At 67.4% G+C, this 19,586-nt stretch carries 21 protein-coding genes; 8 read left to right on the plus strand and 13 right to left on the minus strand.

Annotation, left to right across the window (positions count from 1 at the left end):
* Positions 1 to 1,539, plus strand: a 1,539-nt coding sequence (locus AC5Y30_RS04480) for a thioesterase domain-containing protein (RefSeq protein WP_499916815.1), incomplete at its 5' end; no start/stop codon positions are given.
* Positions 1,540 to 1,575: 36 nt separating this feature from the next.
* On the opposite strand, the gene AC5Y30_RS04485 is transcribed toward AC5Y30_RS04480, so the two are convergent.
* Both AC5Y30_RS04485 and AC5Y30_RS04490 read right to left on the minus strand, forming a co-directional pair.
* The gene (locus AC5Y30_RS04485; RefSeq protein ID WP_499916817.1) at positions 1,576 to 1,878 is read right to left on the minus strand and encodes a protein UsfY; all 303 of its coding nucleotides are present in this window, start codon (positions 1,876 to 1,878) and stop codon (positions 1,576 to 1,578) included.
* Between the two features lie 105 nt (positions 1,879 to 1,983).
* A complete protein-coding gene (locus tag AC5Y30_RS04490; RefSeq protein WP_499916819.1) occupies positions 1,984 to 2,808 on the minus strand; it encodes a DUF732 domain-containing protein in 825 nt (274 codons plus the stop codon).
* Positions 2,809 to 3,103: 295 nt separating this feature from the next.
* On the opposite strand from AC5Y30_RS04490, the gene AC5Y30_RS04495 reads away from it, so the two are divergent.
* On the plus strand, positions 3,104 to 3,904 hold the full coding sequence (locus AC5Y30_RS04495; RefSeq protein ID WP_499917625.1) for a lytic transglycosylase domain-containing protein: 801 nt from the start codon (positions 3,104 to 3,106) through the stop codon (positions 3,902 to 3,904).
* A 48-nt stretch (positions 3,905 to 3,952) separates the two neighbouring features.
* Here the strand turns inward: AC5Y30_RS04495 and AC5Y30_RS04500 are convergent, their stop codons facing one another.
* Positions 3,953 to 4,621, minus strand: coding sequence for a S1 family peptidase (locus AC5Y30_RS04500; protein WP_499916821.1), 669 nt, complete (start codon positions 4,619 to 4,621; stop codon positions 3,953 to 3,955).
* Positions 4,622 to 4,710: 89 nt separating this feature from the next.
* The gene (locus AC5Y30_RS04505) at positions 4,711 to 5,586 is read right to left on the minus strand and encodes an alpha/beta fold hydrolase (RefSeq protein ID WP_499916822.1); all 876 of its coding nucleotides are present in this window, start codon (positions 5,584 to 5,586) and stop codon (positions 4,711 to 4,713) included.
* A gap of 126 nt (positions 5,587 to 5,712) precedes the next feature.
* Between AC5Y30_RS04505 and AC5Y30_RS04510 the strand changes: the two genes are divergently transcribed.
* Positions 5,713 to 7,206, plus strand: a complete 1,494-nt coding sequence (locus AC5Y30_RS04510; RefSeq protein WP_499916823.1) for an amidase — start codon at positions 5,713 to 5,715, stop codon at positions 7,204 to 7,206.
* A 16-nt stretch (positions 7,207 to 7,222) separates the two neighbouring features.
* Here AC5Y30_RS04510 and AC5Y30_RS04515 read toward each other — a convergent pair whose 3' ends face one another.
* Complete coding sequence (locus tag AC5Y30_RS04515) at positions 7,223 to 7,399, minus strand: hypothetical protein (protein WP_499916824.1); 177 nt, start codon at positions 7,397 to 7,399, stop codon at positions 7,223 to 7,225.
* Positions 7,400 to 7,749: 350 nt separating this feature from the next.
* Between AC5Y30_RS04515 and AC5Y30_RS04520 the strand changes: the two genes are divergently transcribed.
* Entirely contained in the window at positions 7,750 to 8,004 is a 255-nt protein-coding gene (locus AC5Y30_RS04520) for a hypothetical protein (protein WP_499916825.1), read from the plus strand.
* A gap of 323 nt (positions 8,005 to 8,327) precedes the next feature.
* Complete coding sequence (locus tag AC5Y30_RS04525; RefSeq protein WP_499916826.1) at positions 8,328 to 9,890, plus strand: LCP family protein; 1,563 nt, start codon at positions 8,328 to 8,330, stop codon at positions 9,888 to 9,890.
* Positions 9,891 to 9,923: 33 nt separating this feature from the next.
* Here the strand turns inward: AC5Y30_RS04525 and AC5Y30_RS04530 are convergent, their stop codons facing one another.
* The 5 genes from AC5Y30_RS04530 to AC5Y30_RS04550 all read right to left on the minus strand — a co-directional run bounded on the left by AC5Y30_RS04530 (position 9,924) and on the right by AC5Y30_RS04550 (position 14,180).
* The gene (locus tag AC5Y30_RS04530) at positions 9,924 to 10,715 is read right to left on the minus strand and encodes an SDR family NAD(P)-dependent oxidoreductase (protein ID WP_499916827.1); all 792 of its coding nucleotides are present in this window, start codon (positions 10,713 to 10,715) and stop codon (positions 9,924 to 9,926) included.
* Positions 10,716 to 10,730: 15 nt separating this feature from the next.
* A complete protein-coding gene (locus tag AC5Y30_RS04535) occupies positions 10,731 to 11,564 on the minus strand; it encodes an SDR family oxidoreductase (protein WP_499916828.1) in 834 nt (277 codons plus the stop codon).
* A gap of 101 nt (positions 11,565 to 11,665) precedes the next feature.
* Positions 11,666 to 12,601, minus strand: a complete 936-nt coding sequence (locus AC5Y30_RS04540; protein ID WP_499916830.1) for an enoyl-CoA hydratase — start codon at positions 12,599 to 12,601, stop codon at positions 11,666 to 11,668.
* 92 nt (positions 12,602 to 12,693) lie between these two features.
* Positions 12,694 to 13,485, minus strand: a complete 792-nt coding sequence (locus tag AC5Y30_RS04545; RefSeq protein ID WP_499916831.1) for an ABC transporter permease — start codon at positions 13,483 to 13,485, stop codon at positions 12,694 to 12,696.
* The gene (locus AC5Y30_RS04550) at positions 13,482 to 14,180 is read right to left on the minus strand and encodes an ABC transporter ATP-binding protein (protein ID WP_499916833.1); all 699 of its coding nucleotides are present in this window, start codon (positions 14,178 to 14,180) and stop codon (positions 13,482 to 13,484) included. Before AC5Y30_RS04550 ends, AC5Y30_RS04545 begins: the two co-directional genes overlap by 4 nt.
* A 150-nt stretch (positions 14,181 to 14,330) precedes the next feature.
* Between AC5Y30_RS04550 and AC5Y30_RS04555 the strand changes: the two genes are divergently transcribed.
* From AC5Y30_RS04555 to AC5Y30_RS04565, 3 genes are all read left to right on the plus strand, one after another.
* On the plus strand, positions 14,331 to 14,495 hold the full coding sequence (locus AC5Y30_RS04555) for a hypothetical protein (RefSeq protein ID WP_007772513.1): 165 nt from the start codon (positions 14,331 to 14,333) through the stop codon (positions 14,493 to 14,495).
* Positions 14,496 to 15,977, plus strand: a complete 1,482-nt coding sequence (locus tag AC5Y30_RS04560) for an alpha,alpha-trehalose-phosphate synthase (UDP-forming) (RefSeq protein WP_499916835.1) — start codon at positions 14,496 to 14,498, stop codon at positions 15,975 to 15,977.
* A gap of 85 nt (positions 15,978 to 16,062) precedes the next feature.
* On the plus strand, positions 16,063 to 16,641 hold the full coding sequence (locus tag AC5Y30_RS04565) for a hypothetical protein (protein ID WP_499916837.1): 579 nt from the start codon (positions 16,063 to 16,065) through the stop codon (positions 16,639 to 16,641).
* 16 nt (positions 16,642 to 16,657) lie between these two features.
* Here AC5Y30_RS04565 and AC5Y30_RS04570 read toward each other — a convergent pair whose 3' ends face one another.
* Genes AC5Y30_RS04570 through AC5Y30_RS04580 form a run of 3 tightly spaced genes read right to left on the minus strand, consistent with a single transcriptional unit; the run spans position 16,658 to position 19,580 of the window.
* The gene (locus AC5Y30_RS04570; protein ID WP_499916839.1) at positions 16,658 to 17,149 is read right to left on the minus strand and encodes an Rv1363c family protein; all 492 of its coding nucleotides are present in this window, start codon (positions 17,147 to 17,149) and stop codon (positions 16,658 to 16,660) included.
* Positions 17,149 to 17,856 (minus strand): Rv1363c family protein, encoded by a 708-nt coding sequence (locus AC5Y30_RS04575; RefSeq protein WP_499916841.1) that lies wholly within the window; start codon positions 17,854 to 17,856, stop codon positions 17,149 to 17,151. Before AC5Y30_RS04575 ends, AC5Y30_RS04570 begins: the two co-directional genes overlap by 1 nt.
* A complete protein-coding gene (locus tag AC5Y30_RS04580) occupies positions 17,856 to 19,580 on the minus strand; it encodes a virulence factor Mce family protein (protein WP_499916843.1) in 1,725 nt (574 codons plus the stop codon). The genes AC5Y30_RS04575 and AC5Y30_RS04580 overlap by 1 nt, the downstream gene beginning before the upstream one ends.
* Between the last annotated feature and the right edge of the window lie 6 nt (positions 19,581 to 19,586).

The raw sequence follows: 19,586 nt of genomic DNA on the forward strand, positions 1-19,586 counted from the left end.
TTGCGTCCGGTGCCGGTCGGGGTGATCGGTGAGTTGTATGTGGCCGGCGCCGGGGTGGGTGTGGGTTATGTGGGCCGCGCGGGGTTGACCGGATCGCGGTTTGTGGCCTGTCCCTTCGCCGGGCCCGAGGCCCCCGGACAACGCATGTATCGCACCGGGGACCTGGTGTGTTGGCGCCCCGATGGGCAGCTGGACTACCACGGGCGCGCCGATGAGCAGGTCAAGATCCGCGGCTACCGCATCGAACTCGGCGAAATCCAGGCCGCCCTCGCCACCCTGGCCGGGGTGGAGCAGGCGGTGGTGCTCGCCCGCGAAGACCAACCCGGGGCCAAACGCCTGATCGGCTACATCACCGGGCACGCCGACCCCGCGACCCTGCGCAGCGCGCTGGCCGAACACCTGCCCGCCTACATGATCCCGGCCGCCATCATCGCCATCGACGCTCTCCCGTTGACCGCCAACGGCAAGCTCGACACCCGCGCCCTGCCCGCCCCCGACTACACCGACACCGAGCGTTACCGCGCCCCCTCCACGGCCACCGAGGAAATCCTGGCCGGCATCTACGCCGACATCCTCGGCCTCGAACGAGTCGGGGTCGATGACTCATTCTTCGAGCTCGGCGGCGACAGCATCTCGGCGATGCGAGTCATCGCCGCGATCAACGAAGCGCTCGATACCGACCTTGCGGTGCGCACCCTGTTCCACGCGCCATCCGTGAGGCGCTTGAGCCTGCAGGTGGGCAGGCAGACCAGCGAGCCCGAAGTTGTGCCTGTCGAGATCCTCAAGGAGGGTACGGGTGTTCCGCTGTTCTGCATCCATCCCGGGGGCGGAATGAGTTGGCCGTATCAGCGTCTTGGTCAGTACCTGGAATGCCCGATCGTTGGAATTCAGCAACTCTTAGAGGCCGAAGAAGCTGAACCTCGGACAATTCAGGAGATGGCGAAGAACTACGCCGACAGAATTCAAAGGATTAGCCCCAGCGGACCCTACAATCTTCTGGGCTGGTCTTTCGGCGGCGTCGTCGCGCATGAAATCGCCATCGAGCTGCAGCAACGCGGATGCGCAATCGGACGCCTCATCCTTTTCGACGCTCAAGTCCGTCTCGACGACAGCGCGACACTACCCAGCCACCCCCTAGAGGACAAAGAGACTTTGGAAGAAGTCTTGCGTTTCTACGGCATAGACCTTTCCGAGGAGGATGAGCCGCTCACCTATGAGCGCCTAGAAGAAATAATGGTTCAGCGAGGAATCACGGAGTTTCCGCGGCTCAAGCGGCTTGTCGATTGGCTCATTCAAAATCTCAATGGCAACGTAAAGCTGCAGCGGGCCCACGAACCCCGAATTTATGGCGGTGACATGACCATATTCGTCGCTGCGCCGGGTGATAGCGAGCGCAGTGCGTCATTCACACAGAGCTGGCGCCCTTACGTCGTCGGCGACATCACCGAGTATGCGGTCGATTGCGCACATGAGAATATGTTGACTGTCGAATCGCTCAGCCTTTATGGCGAACAGCTCAAACTTTTACTTGAACCATAAAACCAGGTGCGGCTTCGAATGCGGCGGTGAATTCGATCAGCCCGCCAGGTTTTCGTGTTCTTTGCTGTTCCAGTCGCTGTCAAGTTTCCGGACTCGCCGTGCTTCCACCCATAACCAGGCCCCGCCCGTCGCCAGAGCCAGCAACGAAATGACGGCGGCGATGAGCGCGTTCCCGTATTGGCAGTGCGCCAAGCACGCAAGGCAGAGCCCGTACGCCACCAGTCCGACCGCCATCAAAAGCAACGCGGGCTCTTTGGCCGGACTTTTCAGCGCTTGTCCCACCAGCGGGCGACTCGTGCGCTGGTGGTCAACGGGATCGATCGAGGTGATGTAACGCATGAGGGCCTCCTCCGCTGTGAGGCTACTAACCCATGATAGCGAAAACAATAACTACAGGTCACTATTTCCACACGCATTTTTCGGACGGCCTGCCGACGGCGCCGGTCACGGTCGGCCCGGTATGCCCGGCAGACCATCTTGAATGTCTTTGAGATTCCCTTGAATGCCTTGCAGCTTCTGCTCAATGGCCTGCAGATCAGACAGCGTGTTCTGATAGGCCGGCGAGATCTGGTCAGGGGTCGTAGGTCGGGACTGGGGGCAATAGGAAGCAATGGCACCCGCGGTTACGGCGGTGCTCTGATCGGCATTCCATACGGATGTGCGCTGCACGAACCCGACGGCGTCCGCGAAGTTCGGTTGGTGCGCCAGGAAATCGCACACCGCATGCCCTTGCGCCAGCACGTAATCCTGGCTGGGAACTGGCACGCCTTCCTGCTTCAGCACGGAGACGAACGCCGCGTCAATAGCGCTGATCGCGGGAGCCGACGGCTTCGGCGCGGCCGGCGTGAAGGGCGCGGCCGGCGTCGGGGGCGCGGCAGGTGTGAAGGGCGCGGCCGACGGCGGGGGGTCCTCCGGCTGCGCGGACGAATCCTGGCGGTGGAGTGCGAACATCACCAGCACGGCGGCGACGACGGCCACCAGAGACAGCGGCAGCGCGGCGAAAAGGCCGAAGCGGCGCAGCGCGGCAACCTTTTGTCGCCGCGACGCGATGGCGCGGATTCTGCTGGCGCGCGACCGTGCGGCGGCGACGACCTCGGTCTCCCAGACTGCAAACGGATCGAGCTCAGACGTGCCGGCGCCGTGGGCCAGGATTTCGTCGAGCAGTTCGTCGGCCTCTACGGACGATGGCCTACCACCCTGCTCGCGGATCGCTTGGCGCCGCAGCGCGATGAGCCGCAATTCCGAGTCGATCTTCTCGCGGTCGCGCATACCAATCAGTTTGAGAGTGCCGCGCAATTGTGACAACTCCCTGCGAACAAAAGACCGCCGCCGCATTGATGTCCGATGCTCGGATGCGACAGACTCGCGGTAACCCAACTACGGAACGGTGGGATTCGAGGCATTGGACGCACGCATCACCGCGAGTCGTGACTGGCGCACCGCGTCACTTGTCGTTGGGGCGATCGTGTTCGCGCTCGCCGGTTGTTCGGCGCCGCATCCCGACTCCGCGACCGGACCGACCACGGCCGCGCACGTCCCCGCGCCTCCGGCGCTGACGACACGGATGGTGCCCGCCGACTCAGGCACGCCGGGCGCGCAGCCTCGCCTGGCGTCGGACCCCACGCAGTTGGCCGACGACCTGGTGGCCGACGAGCGCGCGCTGCGCGATCCAGGGACACTGGACCCGGCGCTGACGGCGGCGGCGCATCGCGAGCAGGCGGCCTACCGCGCCATCGGGCGCCACCCCGAGTGGGACGCCACCACGCGCCCGCGTATCCCACCGGAGCTGGCTGATGTCTACGACCGCAACGTCGACGCCCGCCGCCAGCTCACCGCGCTGACCCCGGTGCGAGAAACGCTGCCGGCGTGGCGCATCACGCCGCCGGCGCCGGCCGACGAGCTGATGAACTACTACCGCCAGGCGGAGTCCGAATCGGGGGTCAGCTGGAATTACCTGGCCGCGATCAACTTCGTCGAGTCGCGCTTCGGCAGCATCGTTGGCGCGAGCACCGCCGGCGCGCAGGGACCCATGCAGTTCCTGCCCTCGACGTTCGCCGGCTACGGCCAGGGTGGCGACATCCACTCGCCCCACGACAGCATCCTGGCGGCGGGCCGTTACCTGGCGGCCAACGGGTTCGCCACGGATCGCGATCACGCCATTTACGGGTACAACCACGCCAACCAATATGTGCGCGCGGTCGACGATTACGCGGCGCTGATCGCCGCCGACCCCGCGACGTTCGCCACGTACTACCGGTGGGACGTCTACTGTCTGACGACGGCGGGCGATGTGTTGCTCCCCATCGGTTACGACGCATCGTCGCCGATCCCGGCCGCCGATTACGTGGCCGCCCACCCGCAGTAAACGGCTTTCAGGTGCGAACGGATCCCCGCTCACCGCGGCGAGCGCCACTCACGGAAGCACCCGAAGTCCCCACTTGCCCAGCAGCGGATTGATGAGCATGAAGTACGTCGTGTAGTCGTCGCCGTCGGGCGATGACATCAACAGACCGACCGCGCTGACGGTGCCGTCCGGGTTCATCACGAAGCCTGGACTGCCGCTGTCGCCGTCCAGGCTGAACACGCTGGCCTCGACGACGTCACCGTTGATGCTTTTGACGGCACCGCACGTCTCGCCGGTCACCGCGCCGATCTTGCAGAACGGCATGCCGGCCTGAATCTGCTGGCGGCTCAACACATCCCGGACCTGATACCTGCCGCCGACGTCGCCTATCGGCATCCCGACGCTCGGCTCCAGACGGATGATCGCGGCGTCTCGCTTGTCGCCGTCGTGCTCGCTGGCGGAGATCCTGCCCAGCGGAGCGTCGTTACCGTACGTCCATTCCGTGCCGTCGTGTGAGTCGCAGTGCCCGCTCGTCATCAGATAGTAACTGCCGTCGGATCCCTGCGCCGCGAATCCGGCTGTGCACCTGCCGGATTCATGATCGACTCCGATGCCCGGCGCGGGGGGCGGCGACGGCAGAGCCGGGGGCGGCGCTGCGGGAGCGGTTTTCGCCACCGCTGTCGCGATCACCATCACAGCCCCTAAGAGTACCGGCCCCCGCAACCACCGTATGGTCACGCCGTCCCTTTCTCCCTTGCGCCCGCCAGATAGTAGCAGGGCTGCCGACCTGAAATGAGTTGGCGGCCAACTTTTTCCACGCATGCGGTTCATCCGGCATCGACGTGCCGGGCAAGGAAGTCCAGCACAGCACCGGCAAAGACGTCGTTGCGGTCGCCCGCCACCATGTGTCCCGCGCCGCGAACATCGGTGAATTCGACCTGCGGGAAACGCGCGAGGAATTCGTCGGCGCGCTCCTGGCTGACCAGGTCGCTCATCTGGCCGCGGACCAGCAGCATGGGCACCCCTCCGCGCAGGATAGCGCCGACGGCGGCGTGCATCCGGTCCGGGTCGGTCACCTCGAAAGGCGGGAAAGCCGCAGTGCCGCTGATGAATTGAGGGTCCCAATGCCAGTACCAGCGATCGCCGCGGCGACGCAGATTGGTGGTCAGGCCTTCCAGATCGGTTGGTCGCGGCCGGTGCGGGTTGTATTCGGCGATGGCGTCGGCGACCTCGTCGAGTGAGCTGAAGCCCGACTCCACGCGGTCGGCCATGAAGGCATGTATCCGGTTCGCGCCGGACTGGTCCATGTTCGGCACGATGTCCACCAACACGACCGCGCTGGCGATGCCCGGGCACAGCTCCCCGGCGAGGAGCATTGATGTGAACCCTCCCAAGGATGCACCGACCAGCACCGGCCGCGGGGGCAGCGTGCGCAGCACTTCTTGGACGTCGGCGGCGAAACTGACGACGCGGTAGTCGCCGTCGTCGGACCAGTCCGATTCGCCGTGGCCACGCAGGTCGACGGTGACGGCCTGCCACCCCTGTGCCGCCACGGCAGCGGCCGCCTTCCCCCAGGACCGGCGGGTCTGTCCGCCGCCGTGCAAGAACACCACCGCGCGCGCCTGCTGATCCCCCAAGCGGTCAGCGACGATCTGCACCCCGCCGGGGCCCTGGATCGTGAACGGTTCAGCTGCCGCGGGCATCAGGTGATACTAAGGCGCCCCCCACGCAAAGCTCGCGTTGGCTTAACGTCGACAGCGTGCAGCGGCGTTGATCGCGCAGAGGGTGATGCCCGCGCTACGTAAGCCCACCGAAGCGAAGGAGCACTCGTGCACCTTGACGAGTACATGTCGTTGGATGCGACCGCGCTGGCCGACCTGGTCTCGCGCAAGCAGGTCACCCCGGCCGAGCTCCTCGCGTTGGCGCGGCAGCGAGCGGACGAGGTGAATCCGCGGCTGAACGCCATCGTCTGCCGCCTCGACGACGTGGCCGACCGGCAGGCCGCCGACCTCAACCTGAGCGGACCGTTCGCCGGTGTGCCGTTTCTGCTCAAAGACCTCGGTCAGGAATACCGCGGCTTTGCGACCTCGTGCGGCTCGCGCTCGCTGGCCCATGACGTGGCCGACCGGCATGCCCTTGTCACCCAGCGGTTCCTGGACGCGGGCCTGGTGATCTTCGGCAAGACCAACACCCCGGAGTTCGGGGCCAAGGGCGTGACGGAACCCGACTATTGGGGGCCGGCCCGCAATCCGTGGAACACCGGGCACACCCCCGGCGGCTCCTCGGGCGGATCCGGGGCCGCCGTGGCGGCGGGCGTCGTGCCCGCCGCCGGCGCCAACGACGGCGGCGGGTCGATCCGCATCCCCGCCGCCTGCAACGGGCTGGTCGGCCTCAAGCCCAGCCGGGGGTTGGCGCCCTACGGCCCACAGACGGGTGAACAGCTGCTGGGCATGGCGACCCAGGGAGTCGTGTCGCGCACCGTGCGCGACAGCGCGGCGCTGCTCGACGCGATCATCGGACCCGACCCGAGCGCAGCCTACCGAGTCGCGTTGCCCGACAAAGCGTTTGGCGAACAGATCAAACTCCGCCCGCAGACGCTGAGAATCGGCTACTCGGCGCGCTCGGCGATCAACGCTCGGCCGCACCGTGAGGCCGTCGCGGCGGTCGAAAGCGCCGCGGCGCTTCTTCGCGAGCTCGGCCATCAGGTCGAGGAGGTCGCGCCGCCGTACGACGACGCTGCGCTGGGGCGTGACTTTCTGACCATCTGGTTCGGCCAGCTACACCAGCAGGTCGCCGACATCAAACAGCGAACCGGTGCGCGCGACAGCGACTTTGAGGCCGACACCTTGGCCATCGCCGAACTGGGCCGGTCGGGCGGTGTGCTGCCAGTGATCTCCGCACTGGAGAATCGGAACGACTACATCCAGTCGCTGGCCGCGTTTCACGCGAGCTACGACTTCTTCTTGACCCCTACGTTGGCCACCCCACCGATTGCGGTCGGTGCGACGACGACGTCGGCCCCGTTGCAGCGGGTGGCCCGCCTGGTCAGCCGGGTCCACGCCGGAAAACTCATGGGGCTCAGCGGAATCCTCGATGACCTCATCCAGGAGAGTTTGGGCTGGGTGCCCTATACGCAGCTGGCGAACCTCACCGGCCGCCCGGCGATCAGTGTGCCGCTGCATTGGACGGATGCCGGACTGCCGCTGGGTGTGCAGTTCGTCGGAAAGCTCGGCGCAGACGGCGATCTGCTGCAGCTCGCAGCGCAACTCGAAGAGGCGCGCCCCTGGGCCCACCGGCATCCCGCACCTGCGGACCCGAATTAGCCTGTCGTTGAGGGCTTTACGTGGTAGGCCCGGCGTCTTCGGTACCGCGCTGGCCTCGCCACAGGCTGGCGAAGCGCCGGGCGATGTCGCCGAGGCGACCACCCCCGTGTTGCGAAGCCTTGATGCGGCCGAGGGTTTCTCGTCCCTCGTTCGCGTAGTCCTTGACGGTTTCGTCGCCTTCCTCGGCGCGCATATCTGCTCTCCAATCGTGTTGGCTACTCCGGCGCCTGGCGCTCGGGTGGTTCGGACGGCGTCAAGCGCTCGGGCGGTTCTGCCGGCGTGACCCGTTCGGGCGTTTCCGTCGGCGTCAGCCGCTCCGGCGTCTCGCCGGGACTGCCCGGTTGCACCGGCTCCGAATCTGCCGGCCGCCCCGCCGGAGACGGCCTGAGGCGTGTGTCGATCATGCTCAGTCCTTCGCTCGGCTCATGGCCGCGTACCCGCCGTACCCGGGCAGCCAAACGCCCCAGGCGGTATCCGATCGGCCGCGATGACGAATCCCGGCCGCGCGCCGAAGCCACTGGATTCCCCGCTTACACTCCAACCGTGGTCAATCCGGCGCGAGCGAAACCGCTGGTCGTCGGCGCCGCCGTCGTCGTACTGCTTGCCGTCCTCGCCGCACCCGTCAAGCAGCGCTGCGGTGCGCCGGACTTTGCCTGTGCGTCGACGCTGGACAACGACGGCAACGTCCGCTACTACTACGAGATCGAACCCGTCGGCGTCTACCTCGCGGAAATCGTCACCGGCACCAACATCGCGCTCTTTTACAGCGCGGGCGAGGACCTGGTCAAAGCCCGGTAGCGACGGAGCGGTGGCGGTCTCCGGCGCCGCATCCGCTGGGTAACAAGTTCGGCTCGATCCGGGCGGCGACGTGACCGGCCCGAGACCCGCAGGAGACCGTCGCGGCGGCGGCCGCGCTGAACCTGCTGGTAGAGCCGATGGGACGAGCGCGAATCGCTCCTGGTCGGCTCGACAAACGCGCCTGCGGAGAGCCTGTGACGGGTGCTCTCGATTGGAGGCTTCACAGCAAGCTAACGCATACTTGTCACCATGCTTGAAGCGACATCGCCGCAGGGCACCGTTGTGGTGCCTGGTGATGCGCTGGGCGTGGGCAGAGGTTTGTGATGGCCCGCTCGGGCGGCGCACATCGTCGTCATCGAGCCGTCCGTCAACCCTCCCGTTTCCGCAAGGGGCTGACGCGCACCCTGGGCGCGCTCGTCTCCGTTGCCGCCGTGGGGCTCACCGGGGCGGGGTACTACGTGGCGCATGGCGCGCTGGGCGGTATCACCGTGTCGAACGCCCTGCTGCCCGACGATCCGCGTTCCAGCGGCGACAACATGAACATCCTGCTGATCGGGCTGGATTCGCGTAAAGACCAGGACGGCAACGACCTGCCCAACTCGATCCTGAAGCATCTGCACGCCGGCGATTCCGACGACGGTGGCTACAACACCAACACGATGATCCTGGTGCACGTCAGCGCCGACAACAAAGTCGTCGCCTTCTCGATCCCCCGCGACGACTGGGTGCCTTTCACGGGAGTCCCGGGGTACAACCACATCAAGATCAAAGAGGCGTACGGGCTGACCAAACAGTACGTCGCCCAAAAGCTGGCCAGCCAGGGCGACAGCACGCAGAAGGAACTGGAGACCAAGGGCCGCGAGGCCGGCCGGGCGGCGACGCTGCGCGCGGTGCGAAACCTGACCGGCGTTCCCATCGACTACTTCGCCGAGATCAATCTGGCCGGTTTCTTCGATCTGGCACAGACTCTCGGCGGCGTCGACGTATGCCTGAACCACCCCGTCTACGACGAGTATTCGGGCGCGGACTTCCCCGCCGGCCGGCAACGGCTGGACGCGTCCGAGGCGCTGTCGTTCGTCAGGCAGCGGCACGGCCTGGACAACGGCGACCTGGACCGCACCCACCGGCAGCAGGCGTTCATCTCTTCGGTCATGCAGGAGCTGCAGGCGGCGGGCACCTTCACCAACATCGACAAGCTGAAGAACCTCATGGCGGTGGCGCGCAAAGACGTGGTGCTCTCGGCGGGCTGGAACGACGACATGATCCAGCGGCTCGGCGGGCTGGCCGGCGGCAACGTCGAGTTTCGGACCCTGCCGGTGGTGCGCTACGACAACATCGACGGCCAGGACGTCAACATCGTCGACCCGGCGGCGATCAAGGCCGAGGTGGCCGCGGCGATCGGCGCCGACACGCCGACGACCGCGCCGAGCACCACCGCCGTCAAACCCGATCCGTCCACCGTCGTCGACGTGGTCAACTCCGGCGCCATGAGTGGTCTAGCCACCCAGGTCTCGCGCGCGCTGAAGAAGAAGGGCTTCACGCCGGGCCAGGTGCGCGACCGCGAATCGGGCGACCCGACCACCACGACGGTGGAGTACGGCGCGGGTGCCCAGACCGATGCGCTCAGCCTGGCCGGCATGCTCGGCGTGGACGCGCCCAAACAGCCGAGTCCCGGCGTCGCGGCCGGACACATCCGGCTGACCGTGGACACCAGTTTCTCGATGCCCACCGCCGACGAGACCCAAATGGACGACACCACGAGCACCAGCTCCAGCACGACGTCGGCCAAGGCCAAGAGTTACTACTACAACGGGACGACCACGACCTATCCGACGCCCGATCAGGGGAAGCCGATCGACGGCGGCGGCGTCCCGTGCGTCAACTGACCAGGCGATCGCAACCGCGGCGGGTCGCCACCGTCAGGCGTGCGTGCCGCCGTCGATCCGGATCTCGGTACCGGTGATCCACGCGCCGTCGTCGGACACCAGCATGGCGATGACGCCGGCGATCGCGCCGGGCTCGGCCATGCCGGCGCCGCTTGACTCCACCGTCGTCGGCAGGATCGGCATCAGCCGGGGAAACAGCGACCAGTCGGCGTCCTTCGGAATGTAGCCGCCGGTGGCGTCGGTGATCCCTGACTTGATGCTGCCCGGCGCCACGCATGCCGCGCGCAGACCCTGCTTGGCATATTCGAGCGCCAGCGAGTGGGTGAACGCCTGGATGCCGCCCTTGCTCGCGGCGTAGGCGGCCATGTATGGGTGGGCGAACGAGGCCGACGTCGAGCTGAAGTTCACGATCGCGCTGCGCGGATTCGCCAGCAGGGACGGTAGCGCCTCTCGGACCACCAGGAAGGTGCCGGTCAGGTTCACGCCGACGATCTGGTTCCAGAGGTCGAGGCTGGTCTCGTGGGTGTGCGCGGCCCGCAGGATGCCGGCGGCGTTCACCAGCGAGTCGAGCCCACCCAACTGCTCGACCGCCAGGCGCACGCCGTCGATCACCGACTCCTCGTTGCCGACATCCATCGGCATGGTGGTGAGCCGGTCGGCGGTGCCGGCCTCGTCGGCCTGCGCACGGGTGCGGTCCAAGCCGTCGGCGGCGACGTCCGAGGCCGCGACGGCGGCACCCTCGTCGAGCAGGCGCAGCGCGGCGGCCTGGCCGATGCCCGACGCGGCGCCCGTCACCAGGATCCGCTTGCCCTCAAGCCTTTTCACAGCGATCCTCCCGGCTCAGACCACTCCGCGCAGCGCGTCGGCACCGTACATCTGTTCCATCATCGACGAGTAGTCCGGGCCGCGGCGCAGCATGTGTCCGCCGTCGACGTTGATGCACTGGCCGGTGATCCAGGTCGCGGCGTCGCTGAGCAGGAACATCGCCAGGTTGGCGACGTCCTCGACCTCGCCGACCCGCGGCAGCGGCGTGCAGAGTGCGTAGTCGCCGCTGATCTCGGGTGACTGGATCACGCTCGCGTCGACCAGATCGGTCCGGATCAAACCCGGTCGAATGCTGTTGACCCGCACCCACGACGGGCCGAGCTCGTCGGCGGCCAGCATCATCATGTGGTCGATCGCCGACTTGGTGACCCCGTAGGGCCCGAACCAGCGGTGCGTGTTGCTGGCCGCGATCGACGAGATCCCGACGAACGAGCCGCCACCGCCCCGCACCAACTCGCGGCTCACATGCTTGAGGACGTACATGGTGCCGTTGACGTTGAGGTCGACGGTGTTTCGCCACGCCTCCGAGTCGGTGTGGGTGATCGGGCCGACGGTCAGCGAGCCGCCCGCGCAGTGCACCGCGCCGTGCAGCCGGCCGTGCCAGGCCGTCGCGGCGTCCACCGCACGGACCACCTCGTCCTCATTGGTGACATCGGCGGGCTCGTAGCGGATCGAGCCGCTCCCGGGGAGCGCCTCGATCTCCTTCACGGCCGCCGCGAGGCGATCGGCGTTGCGGCCGACGATCATGACCGAGGCCCCGCCCGCGACCAGCCCGGCGGCCACGCCCTTGCCGATCCCGCTACCGCCGCCGGTGATCAGATATGTCCGGTCTTCGAAAGACAGCTGCACGCGAGGCCCTTTCAAACTGGAACAAGTTCTAGCTATAGAAGCATGTCCGCTCGGGGCGAATATCGCTACCCCCGGTCTCGTTAGGCGTTGGCGGCGCGGCGCTACGGCGTGTCGCGGCGCGCCAGCTTCGTCGGCTTCGCGTTACGCCAGTCCTCGACGTGCGGGGGCTGGCCAACCGGCCAACGGTTCTCGTTGAACGCCGCCCAGTGGGCATGCCCCAACAGGTGCACGTGGAACGCGTGTCGCAGCGCCTCGGTGTAGCCCATCGCGTCGGAGGCGGCGTTGACCGAATCCTTGATGAGCAGCGACGCCATCGTGGGCCGTTCGGCGATGCGTCGCGCGAATTCGAGTGTCTTCTCCTCTAATTCGTCTACAGCGAAAACCTTGGACACCATACCCAGTCGGTGCGCCTCGTCTGCGTCGATCGAATCCCCGGTCAGCAGAAGCTCTTTGGCTTTTCGTGGTCCGAATTCCCAAGGGTGGGCGTAGTATTCGACACCCGGCATGCCGAGCCGGACCGCGACGACGTCGCTGAACTTTGCGTTGTCGGCCGCAACGATGAGGTCGCACGCCCAGATCAGCATCAAGCCGGCCGATATCGCGTTCCCCTGCACCTGGGCGATGGTGATCTTGCGCAGATCGCGCCAACGGCAAGTGTTTTCGAAGAAGTAGTGCCACTCCTGGTGGTACAGCTTCTCCATGATCGGCTCGAGCGTGGCCCCGCGCGAGCGGAAGCTGGGATGCTGCCCCGGCCCCGGTGCGCGCTCGGCCAGGGCCTGCTCGGAACCCAGGTCGTGGCCGGCGGAGAAGTTTCTGCCGCGCGCCGCCAGGATCACCACGCGAACCGTGTCGTCGGCCTCGGCCCGGCCGAATGCCTCGTCGAGCTGGACCAGCAGGAGCCGACTCTGCGCGTTGTGGGCGTCGGGCCGGTTCAGCCAAATCCGGGCGATGCGGCCCTCATCGAGGGTCTCGTAGGCCACCAGCTCCGGAGAGTTGGCGTCGGCCGCGCCGGTGTCGGCTTGCTCGGAGACTGTCATTCCGCCCACCTCGTTCGTCGTTGAATTGGCCTTGTTTACACATTACGGCCAGTGTGTAACCGGGTCCGCGCTGGGGTGATCGGCCGACGGGCCTACCGTCCGGCGCTCTCGGGCCGCCGGGGCAGCGGCAGCAGGCGGTGGTCACGGGTGAACACCAGCCGGACGATGCCCATCGCGACGAGCACGGTGGTGGCGGCAACCGAACCCAGGATCAAGAACATCACCACGGCCTGCACCAGCACGGCCTGCAGCGGCGGCACCCCCGCGAGGATGAGACCGGTCATCGCGCCGGGCAGGAACACCAGGCCGGTGGCCTTGGTCGTCTCAATCTGCGGAGATATGGCCGAGCGCAAGGCGATTCGCAGATACGGTGACGCGGCCTGCCGCGATGGCTGACCCAGCGCGAGGCGGGCTTCGACCTCGTCGCGCTTGTCGCGCAGTTCGTCGACCAGCCGCCGAGCCACCAGCACCATGGCGGTCATCGAGTTGCCGATCATCATCCCGGCGATCGGCACCAGGGTGCGGCCCTGCAGCGGGAACACCCGCAGGCCGAAGATCACCCCCAGCGTCACCAGCGCCGCGCCGGCGAACGCGGCCACGGCCAGGGGCGCAAAGCGCGGCACCTCCGGCGCCCGGCGGCGGGCGACATCCCCGGCGTAGGCCACCATCCCGGCAACCCAGGCCCACGACCACCACAGCGACCGGCCCGGTTCGAACAGCAGCGTCAGCGCCCCGCCCACGAGCAGCAGCTGCACCAGCGCGCGGGCCGCGGCCCACAGCAGCTGCCGCTCCAAACCCAGTCGCCGCCACAGCGAAATCCCGGCCGCGAAGGCCACCAGGACCAGCGACGTCGCCAGGCCCACCCAGCCGACCGGACCGTTCATGACGCGACCGAGCCGTCGCCGGGATTGGCGGCGACGGGGCCCAGCCCCACGCTGCGGCCGGACTCCAGGCGCAAGACCCGGTCGGCCGCGCGTCGCACCTGCGCCACGTTATGGGTGACCCACAGGGCCGGGGTCCCGTCGGCGGCCAGTTCGCGCACCGCGCGCTCGATGACCTCGGCGGCCTCGGTGTCGACCGCGGAGGTGGGTTCGTCCAGCAGCAGCACCTGCGGCCGCGCCATCAGGGTGCGAGCCAGGCACACGCGTTGCGCTTCGCCGCCCGAGAGCTCGGCCACGTCACGGCCCAGCCACGACCCCGTCAGCGCCACCCGGGCCAGCGTCTCCCGCATCCGCGCGTCGGTCGCGTCCGGGTCGGCGGCCCGCAGGTTGTCGGCGACCGTGCCGGGAAAGGGAGTCGGACGCTGAAAGCACATGCCCACCCGGCGGCGCAGCGACAGCGGGTCGAGGCCGGCGATGTCCGACCCGTAGAACGAGGCCCGCCCGCTCGTCGGCAGCTCCAGCCGGTTGCACAGCCGAAGCAGGGTCGATTTGCCGGCGCCCGACGGTCCACACACGGCCGTCACACCGTGACCCGGAATGGCGGCGGTCAGCCCGTCGAGAGCGCGCACGCCCTGGCGCTCCACGACGACATCGACGAACTCGAACACCCTGTCGCTATCGGCGTCCTGATCGACCACCTGCTTATGGTGCATCACCGGGGCGCGCAGTCCATGGTCTCTTCGCGAGCGGCGCGGCGAATCCGTGCAAACCAGCCATAACCGCTCCTAGAGCCCGTTAGCTGGTGAGACGGCCTGCGACCGGTCATCCGCGTCGCCTACAGTTAAGTCATGCCTACAAAATCTGATCCCGGCGAAATCGGCGATGTCGAGCCGGTGGCCGACGACACTGCGAGCCAGGCCAGGCGGGTCGTCGCGGCGTACGCCAACGACGCCGACGAATGCCGGGTCTTTCTGTCCATGCTGGGTATTGGACCTGCGAAACTCGACGCGTAAATGTCTCCCGGGGGAGGGCGAAGCTCGAAGGCAGCCGATTTCGGGAATTCCGACTTCGTCGTAGTCGCCAACCGCCTGCCAGTGGACCAGGAGCGCCTGCCCGACGGCAGCACCGCGTGGAAACGCAGCCCCGGGGGCCTGGTCACCGCCCTCGAGCCGCTGCTGCGTCGCCAGCGTGGGGCGTGGGTCGGCTGGCCTGGAACCATCGACGAGGACACCGACCAGGATGCCGAGCCCATCGTCCAGGAAGACCTGGAGCTTCGACCGGTCAAGCTGAGCGCCGACGACGTCGCCGAATACTACGAGGGCTTCTCGAACGCCACCCTGTGGCCGCTGTATCACGACGTCATCGTCAAGCCGATCTACCACCGCGAATGGTGGGAACGCTACGTCGCCGTCAACCGCCGCTTCGCCGAAGCCACCTCACGCGCCGCCGCGAAAGGCGCGACGGTCTGGGTGCAGGACTACCAGCTGCAGCTGGTCCCCAAAATGCTGCGCGAACTGCGGCCCGACCTGACCATCGGTTTCTTCCTGCACATCCCCTTCCCGCCGGTCGAGCTGTTCATGCAGATGCCCTGGCGGACCGAGATCGTCGAGGGGCTGCTCGGAGCCGACCTGGTCGGATTCCATTTGCCCGGCGGTGCACAGAACTTCCTGTTCCTGGCCCGACGGCTGACCGGGGCCAACACCTCACGCGGAGCGGTGGGAGTGCGCTCACGGTACGGCGAGGTGGAACTCGAGTCCCGGGTGGTCCGGGTGGGCGCCTTCCCCATCTCCATCGACTCCAGTTCCCTCGACCAGGCGGCCCGTCATCGCGACATCAAGCGGCGCGCCCGCGAGATCCGGGCCGAGCTGGGCAACCCCCGCAAGGTGCTGCTCGGCGTCGACCGGCTCGATTACACCAAGGGCATCGACGTACGGCTGAAGGCCTTTTCGGAGTTGCTCGCCGAAGGCCGCGCCAAACGCGACGACACGGTGCTGATACAGCTCGCGACACCAAGCCGGGAACGGGTGGACAGTTATCAGCACCTGCGCAACGACATCGAACGTCAGGTCGGCCACATCAACGGGGAGTACGGCGAAGTCGGGCATCCGGTGGTGCACTACCTGCACCGCCCGGTCCCGCGCGACGAACTCATCGCGTTCTTCGTCGCCGCCGACGTCATGCTCGTCACCCCGCTGCGCGACGGGATGAACCTGGTGGCCAAGGAGTATGTCGCCTGCCGCAGCGATCTCGGCGGTGCGCTCGTCCTGTCCGAATTCACCGGCGCCGCCGCCGAACTCCGGCAGGCGTATCTGGTCAACCCGCACGACACCGAAGGCGTCAAGGACACGATCGAGGCCGCGCTGAACCAATCCGCCGAAGACGGGCGCCGCCGGATGCGGTCACTGCGCCGCCAAGTTCTCGCTCACGACGTCGACCGCTGGGCGCGCTCGTTCCTCGATGCGCTCGCCGAATCCCGGCCCCATGCCGCCGATTAGCCCGCACACGCAAGAACCCATGGTGTTGGCGCCCGAACGCTGTGATACTCAGATGCAGCGTCGAGCGTGAAGGAGAGGGAATCACATGAAGCTCCGTCACGGGATGGCCGCCGGTGCCGGCATCTGCACGGCGATCGCGGCGGGAATCGCGCTGCAATCCGGTGAACCGGCGAAAGCGGTCGGACCGCCGGCGGACGGCACCTACAACTTCAACGAGGCGGGCGTGTCCGGGGTTACCTGGACCATCTCGGCGCTCTGCGATCAGCCCTCGGGCACCCGGAACATGAACGACTACAACGACCCGATCGTGTTCGCGATGAACTGCGCGCTGAACATCGTGAGTTCGACCCCCGAACAGATCAGCGCCGCGGACAAGCTGCAGAACTTCAGCGGCCGCGCCCGGATGTCCAGCATGCTATGGACTTTCAAGGTCGACAAGGCCGACGGTGTCGCATGCCCGGGCGGTGGCACCGGACCCACCACCGAAACCTTCGCATTCAGCGACGAAACGATGAGCGGCAACCACACCACCATGCACGGCGCCGTGTGCGGGTTGCAGCCGGGCATGAAGAAGGAACCGTTCTCGCTGACGATGGTCGGCCCGCCGCCGAGCCCAATCAATCGTTACCCGTTGTACTGCAACGGCATTGCGATGTGCTACTGACCTCGACCCGTCGGGCCTAGATCGGCGTGATGTAGGCGATCAGCCATTGCTTGCCGACCTTCTTGAAGTCCACCCGCAACCGGCTGCCGTCATACAACGGCTGGCGTGACTTGTCCGTCACGGTCCGGTTCATGAAGACCATCACCGATGCCGATTCCCGTTTGGCCGACATGACCCCCACGCCAACGACATTGGCCTGCACCACCACTTCGCGCTTCTTGGCCTCGGGGATGATCTGGTTGTTGGCGCTCTTCTGGAACTCCGCGCGATAGTCGGGGGTCAACAACGGATACGCCGCCGACAGGCTCCGCTCGACGGTCTGGTAGTCGTACGCGAAGACCTCGGGAATCTCCTTGGCCGCCAACGCCGGCAGCACGGCGCGCGCCGCCTGTTCGCCGCGAGTCTGCACCCGGTCCCAGTACATCCAGCCGGCCACCGCCGACAGCCCGACGAACGCCACGGCCACGAGGTAACCCGCGATGACCAGCAGCCGGCGCCGCCATCGCATCAATTACCCCCGTCTGGATATTTCAAGTCGTAGCCGGTCATCTTCCCGGCATCGTCTTCGTGCACGATGACGCGCAAGCGATACGGCATCGACGGCTTGTTCACCCCGTCGATGTCGGCGACGGTGACGCGCACCGACACCAGCACCGACGCGTTATCGGTAACGGTGTCAACGCCTTCCAGCGCCGCGCCGTTGATGACGGCCTCCGACGTCGCATTGGTCGAGCGGAACAGCCCCTTGAGGTTCTCGACATTGTTGTTCGCACCGAGCATGCCGCGCAGCGGACCGCTGGTGCCGTTGACGAAGCGGTTCACGCTCTCGTCGATGTTGTCCTGCTTGTAGCTGAACATGTTGACCACCGTCTGGGTGGCGGTGTCGACGAAACGCTGATCGCGCGCCTGCGCCGCGGTGGCGTGACGCTGCTGGGTCCACATGTATGCCAGGCCGGCGGCCAGCGCCCCGATCGCCAACACCGCCGCCGCGAACGAGATCCAGCCGACCAGGACACGATGTGGCTGCCGACGTGGCGGCGGCTTGATGGACTTCAAGGCCCGGACGGGTTTCGCCGACTGCTTCGGCGCGGTGGGCGCCTCGGTCTGGACCGTCGCGTCCTGCGCCGGCCCGCCCTTGGCCGGACCTGCCGCACGCGAAGCCCGTCGACGAACGCGCGGCGTGGTTGCCGGTTCGTCTGCCACGGCAGGGTCCATTACATCGGCCTTGGATCAAGCATGAGGTCCACCCAGTTCTCGGCGCCTGAGGTGCCAGTTGCGCCGGCCGCGAAGATACCAGTGCCGCCGGCCGGATCGATAAACGCGCCGGTCTTCTGGTCATACGTGGCGTAGGCAGGTCCGCTGGCCTGCGGTTGTCCGCCGGGCGGCGGCCCCCACGGCTTCTCCGGTCCGGGGCCGGCCGGCGGCGGGCTGATGCCCTCCGGTGCCGGGGGCGGGGGCAGCCACTTCGGGTACGGAAGCTGGGGCGGCACGGGGGGCACCCCGGGCGGCTGCCAGGACGTGAACGGCGGTGGCGGCCCGTTGTTGTTGGGCGGCGGCGGGTCGAATGCCGGCTGTTTGTTCGGCAACGGCCCCGGCCCGGGCGTCACGCCCGGGGGCGGCGGCCCGACGATGGGCGTGCCCGGGTCGGGCTCGGCGCCGGGCGGGATGTACGGGAAGTGGTTGGGCGGCAAGACGTTCAAGCCGTTGGTCACCGGCGTGTCGTACGGCACCGGCGGCCCGCGCCACGGGTTGCGGCCGATCGGCACAAAGCCCTTCGGGTCGCGACACAGCTGGATCGTCGGGGCGCGCTTTCCGGGGAATTCCTGGCACGGGTAGTTGCGCGCGCCACGCACGGTGCTCGGATCGTTCTGCGCCGTCTTGCAGTACATGTCCCTCGGCAGCTCACGCACCGTCTCGTCGGCCGGGGTGCGCATCAGCGGCGGCGGCAGGAAGCCGACGGCGCACGGCGGCGGGTCGTTGAGGTCGAGCTTGAAGTCCAGCTTGGCGCCTTCGTCCTGCGGCCCACCGCCCGCTGCGGTGGTGATCGCGGCGAACAGCGCCGGCAAGACGACCAGCAGTTGCTCGATCGACTTGTGGTAGATGACGCCGACCCGGCCGAGGTTGGCCAGGCTGGCGGCCAGGGCCGGGAAGGAGGGGCGGATGCCCGAGAACGCGGTGCTGGCCTCGTCGGTGGCGCCGGGCGCGGTCGCCAGGGTGTCGCGGAGCTGCGGGTCGGCTTGACGCACCTCGGAGGTGAACCGCGCCAACCCGTCGGACAGCGACTTGATGTCACCGCCGGCACGAATCTGCGCCTGCAGGAACGGGCCGGCCTGATCGATCAACTGCGAGACCTGCGGATAGTTGGCGTTGGCCTCGTCCACCAGCAGCCGGGCGGACTCGAAGAGCCGGGCCAGCTCCGGACCTGAGCCGTTGGCCGCGATGAACGTCTCGTGCAGCAGCTCACGCAACCGGGTGTCGCCCAGGCTGTTGACCAAGGTTTCCGAGCGCTTCAGCAGCTCGGCGACGTCGCGGCCGATCCGGGTGTTCTGCCGCTCGATGCGAGATCCGTTGTGCAGCTTGCTGGTTGCCGGCGACCCGGGCGGCACCAGGTCGATGTACTGCTCGCCGACCGCCGACACACTCTTGACCGTCGCGGTGACGTTCGACGGGATGGCGGTGCCACTGTTCAGCCGCATGCCGGCGATGACGCCGTTGGGGCTCAGGCCCACCGACTCGACGCGGCCGACGGCCACGCCGCGGTAGGTGACGTTGGCGTTCTTGTACAGGCCGCCGCCGGCGACGAAATCGGCGCTCACGCCATAGGTTCCGATGCCGAACGTCGCGGGCAACCGCAGATAGAAGATGGCCATCACGGTCAGGGTGATGGCAGTGATCACCGCGAAGATCGCCAGCTGGATCTTGGTCAGTCTGTCGTGCATGTGCTC

The organism is Mycobacterium sp. NGS27 (assembly GCF_059813005.1).

Excerpts from the sequence above, each read along its gene's own strand:
- AC5Y30_RS04485 (WP_499916817.1), bottom strand. The coding sequence starts at position 1,878 with ATGCGTTACATCACCTCGATCGATCCCGTTGACCACCAGCGCACGAGT.
- AC5Y30_RS04490 (WP_499916819.1), bottom strand. The coding sequence starts at position 2,808 with ATGCGCGACCGCGAGAAGATCGACTCGGAATTGCGGCTCATCGCGCTG.
- AC5Y30_RS04495 (WP_499917625.1), top strand. The coding sequence starts at position 3,104 with ATGGTGCCCGCCGACTCAGGCACGCCGGGCGCGCAGCCTCGCCTGGCG.
- AC5Y30_RS04505 (WP_499916822.1), bottom strand. The coding sequence starts at position 5,586 with ATGCCCGCGGCAGCTGAACCGTTCACGATCCAGGGCCCCGGCGGGGTG.
- AC5Y30_RS04515 (WP_499916824.1), bottom strand. The coding sequence starts at position 7,399 with ATGCGCGCCGAGGAAGGCGACGAAACCGTCAAGGACTACGCGAACGAG.
- AC5Y30_RS04525 (WP_499916826.1), top strand. The coding sequence starts at position 8,328 with ATGGCCCGCTCGGGCGGCGCACATCGTCGTCATCGAGCCGTCCGTCAA.
- AC5Y30_RS04540 (WP_499916830.1), bottom strand. The coding sequence starts at position 12,601 with ATGACAGTCTCCGAGCAAGCCGACACCGGCGCGGCCGACGCCAACTCT.
- AC5Y30_RS04545 (WP_499916831.1), bottom strand. The coding sequence starts at position 13,485 with ATGAACGGTCCGGTCGGCTGGGTGGGCCTGGCGACGTCGCTGGTCCTG.
- AC5Y30_RS04555 (WP_007772513.1), top strand. The coding sequence starts at position 14,331 with ATGCCTACAAAATCTGATCCCGGCGAAATCGGCGATGTCGAGCCGGTG.
- AC5Y30_RS04560 (WP_499916835.1), top strand. The coding sequence starts at position 14,496 with ATGTCTCCCGGGGGAGGGCGAAGCTCGAAGGCAGCCGATTTCGGGAAT.
- AC5Y30_RS04565 (WP_499916837.1), top strand. The coding sequence starts at position 16,063 with ATGAAGCTCCGTCACGGGATGGCCGCCGGTGCCGGCATCTGCACGGCG.
- AC5Y30_RS04570 (WP_499916839.1), bottom strand. The coding sequence starts at position 17,149 with ATGCGATGGCGGCGCCGGCTGCTGGTCATCGCGGGTTACCTCGTGGCC.
- AC5Y30_RS04575 (WP_499916841.1), bottom strand. The coding sequence starts at position 17,856 with ATGGACCCTGCCGTGGCAGACGAACCGGCAACCACGCCGCGCGTTCGT.
- AC5Y30_RS04580 (WP_499916843.1), bottom strand. The coding sequence starts at position 19,580 with ATGCACGACAGACTGACCAAGATCCAGCTGGCGATCTTCGCGGTGATC.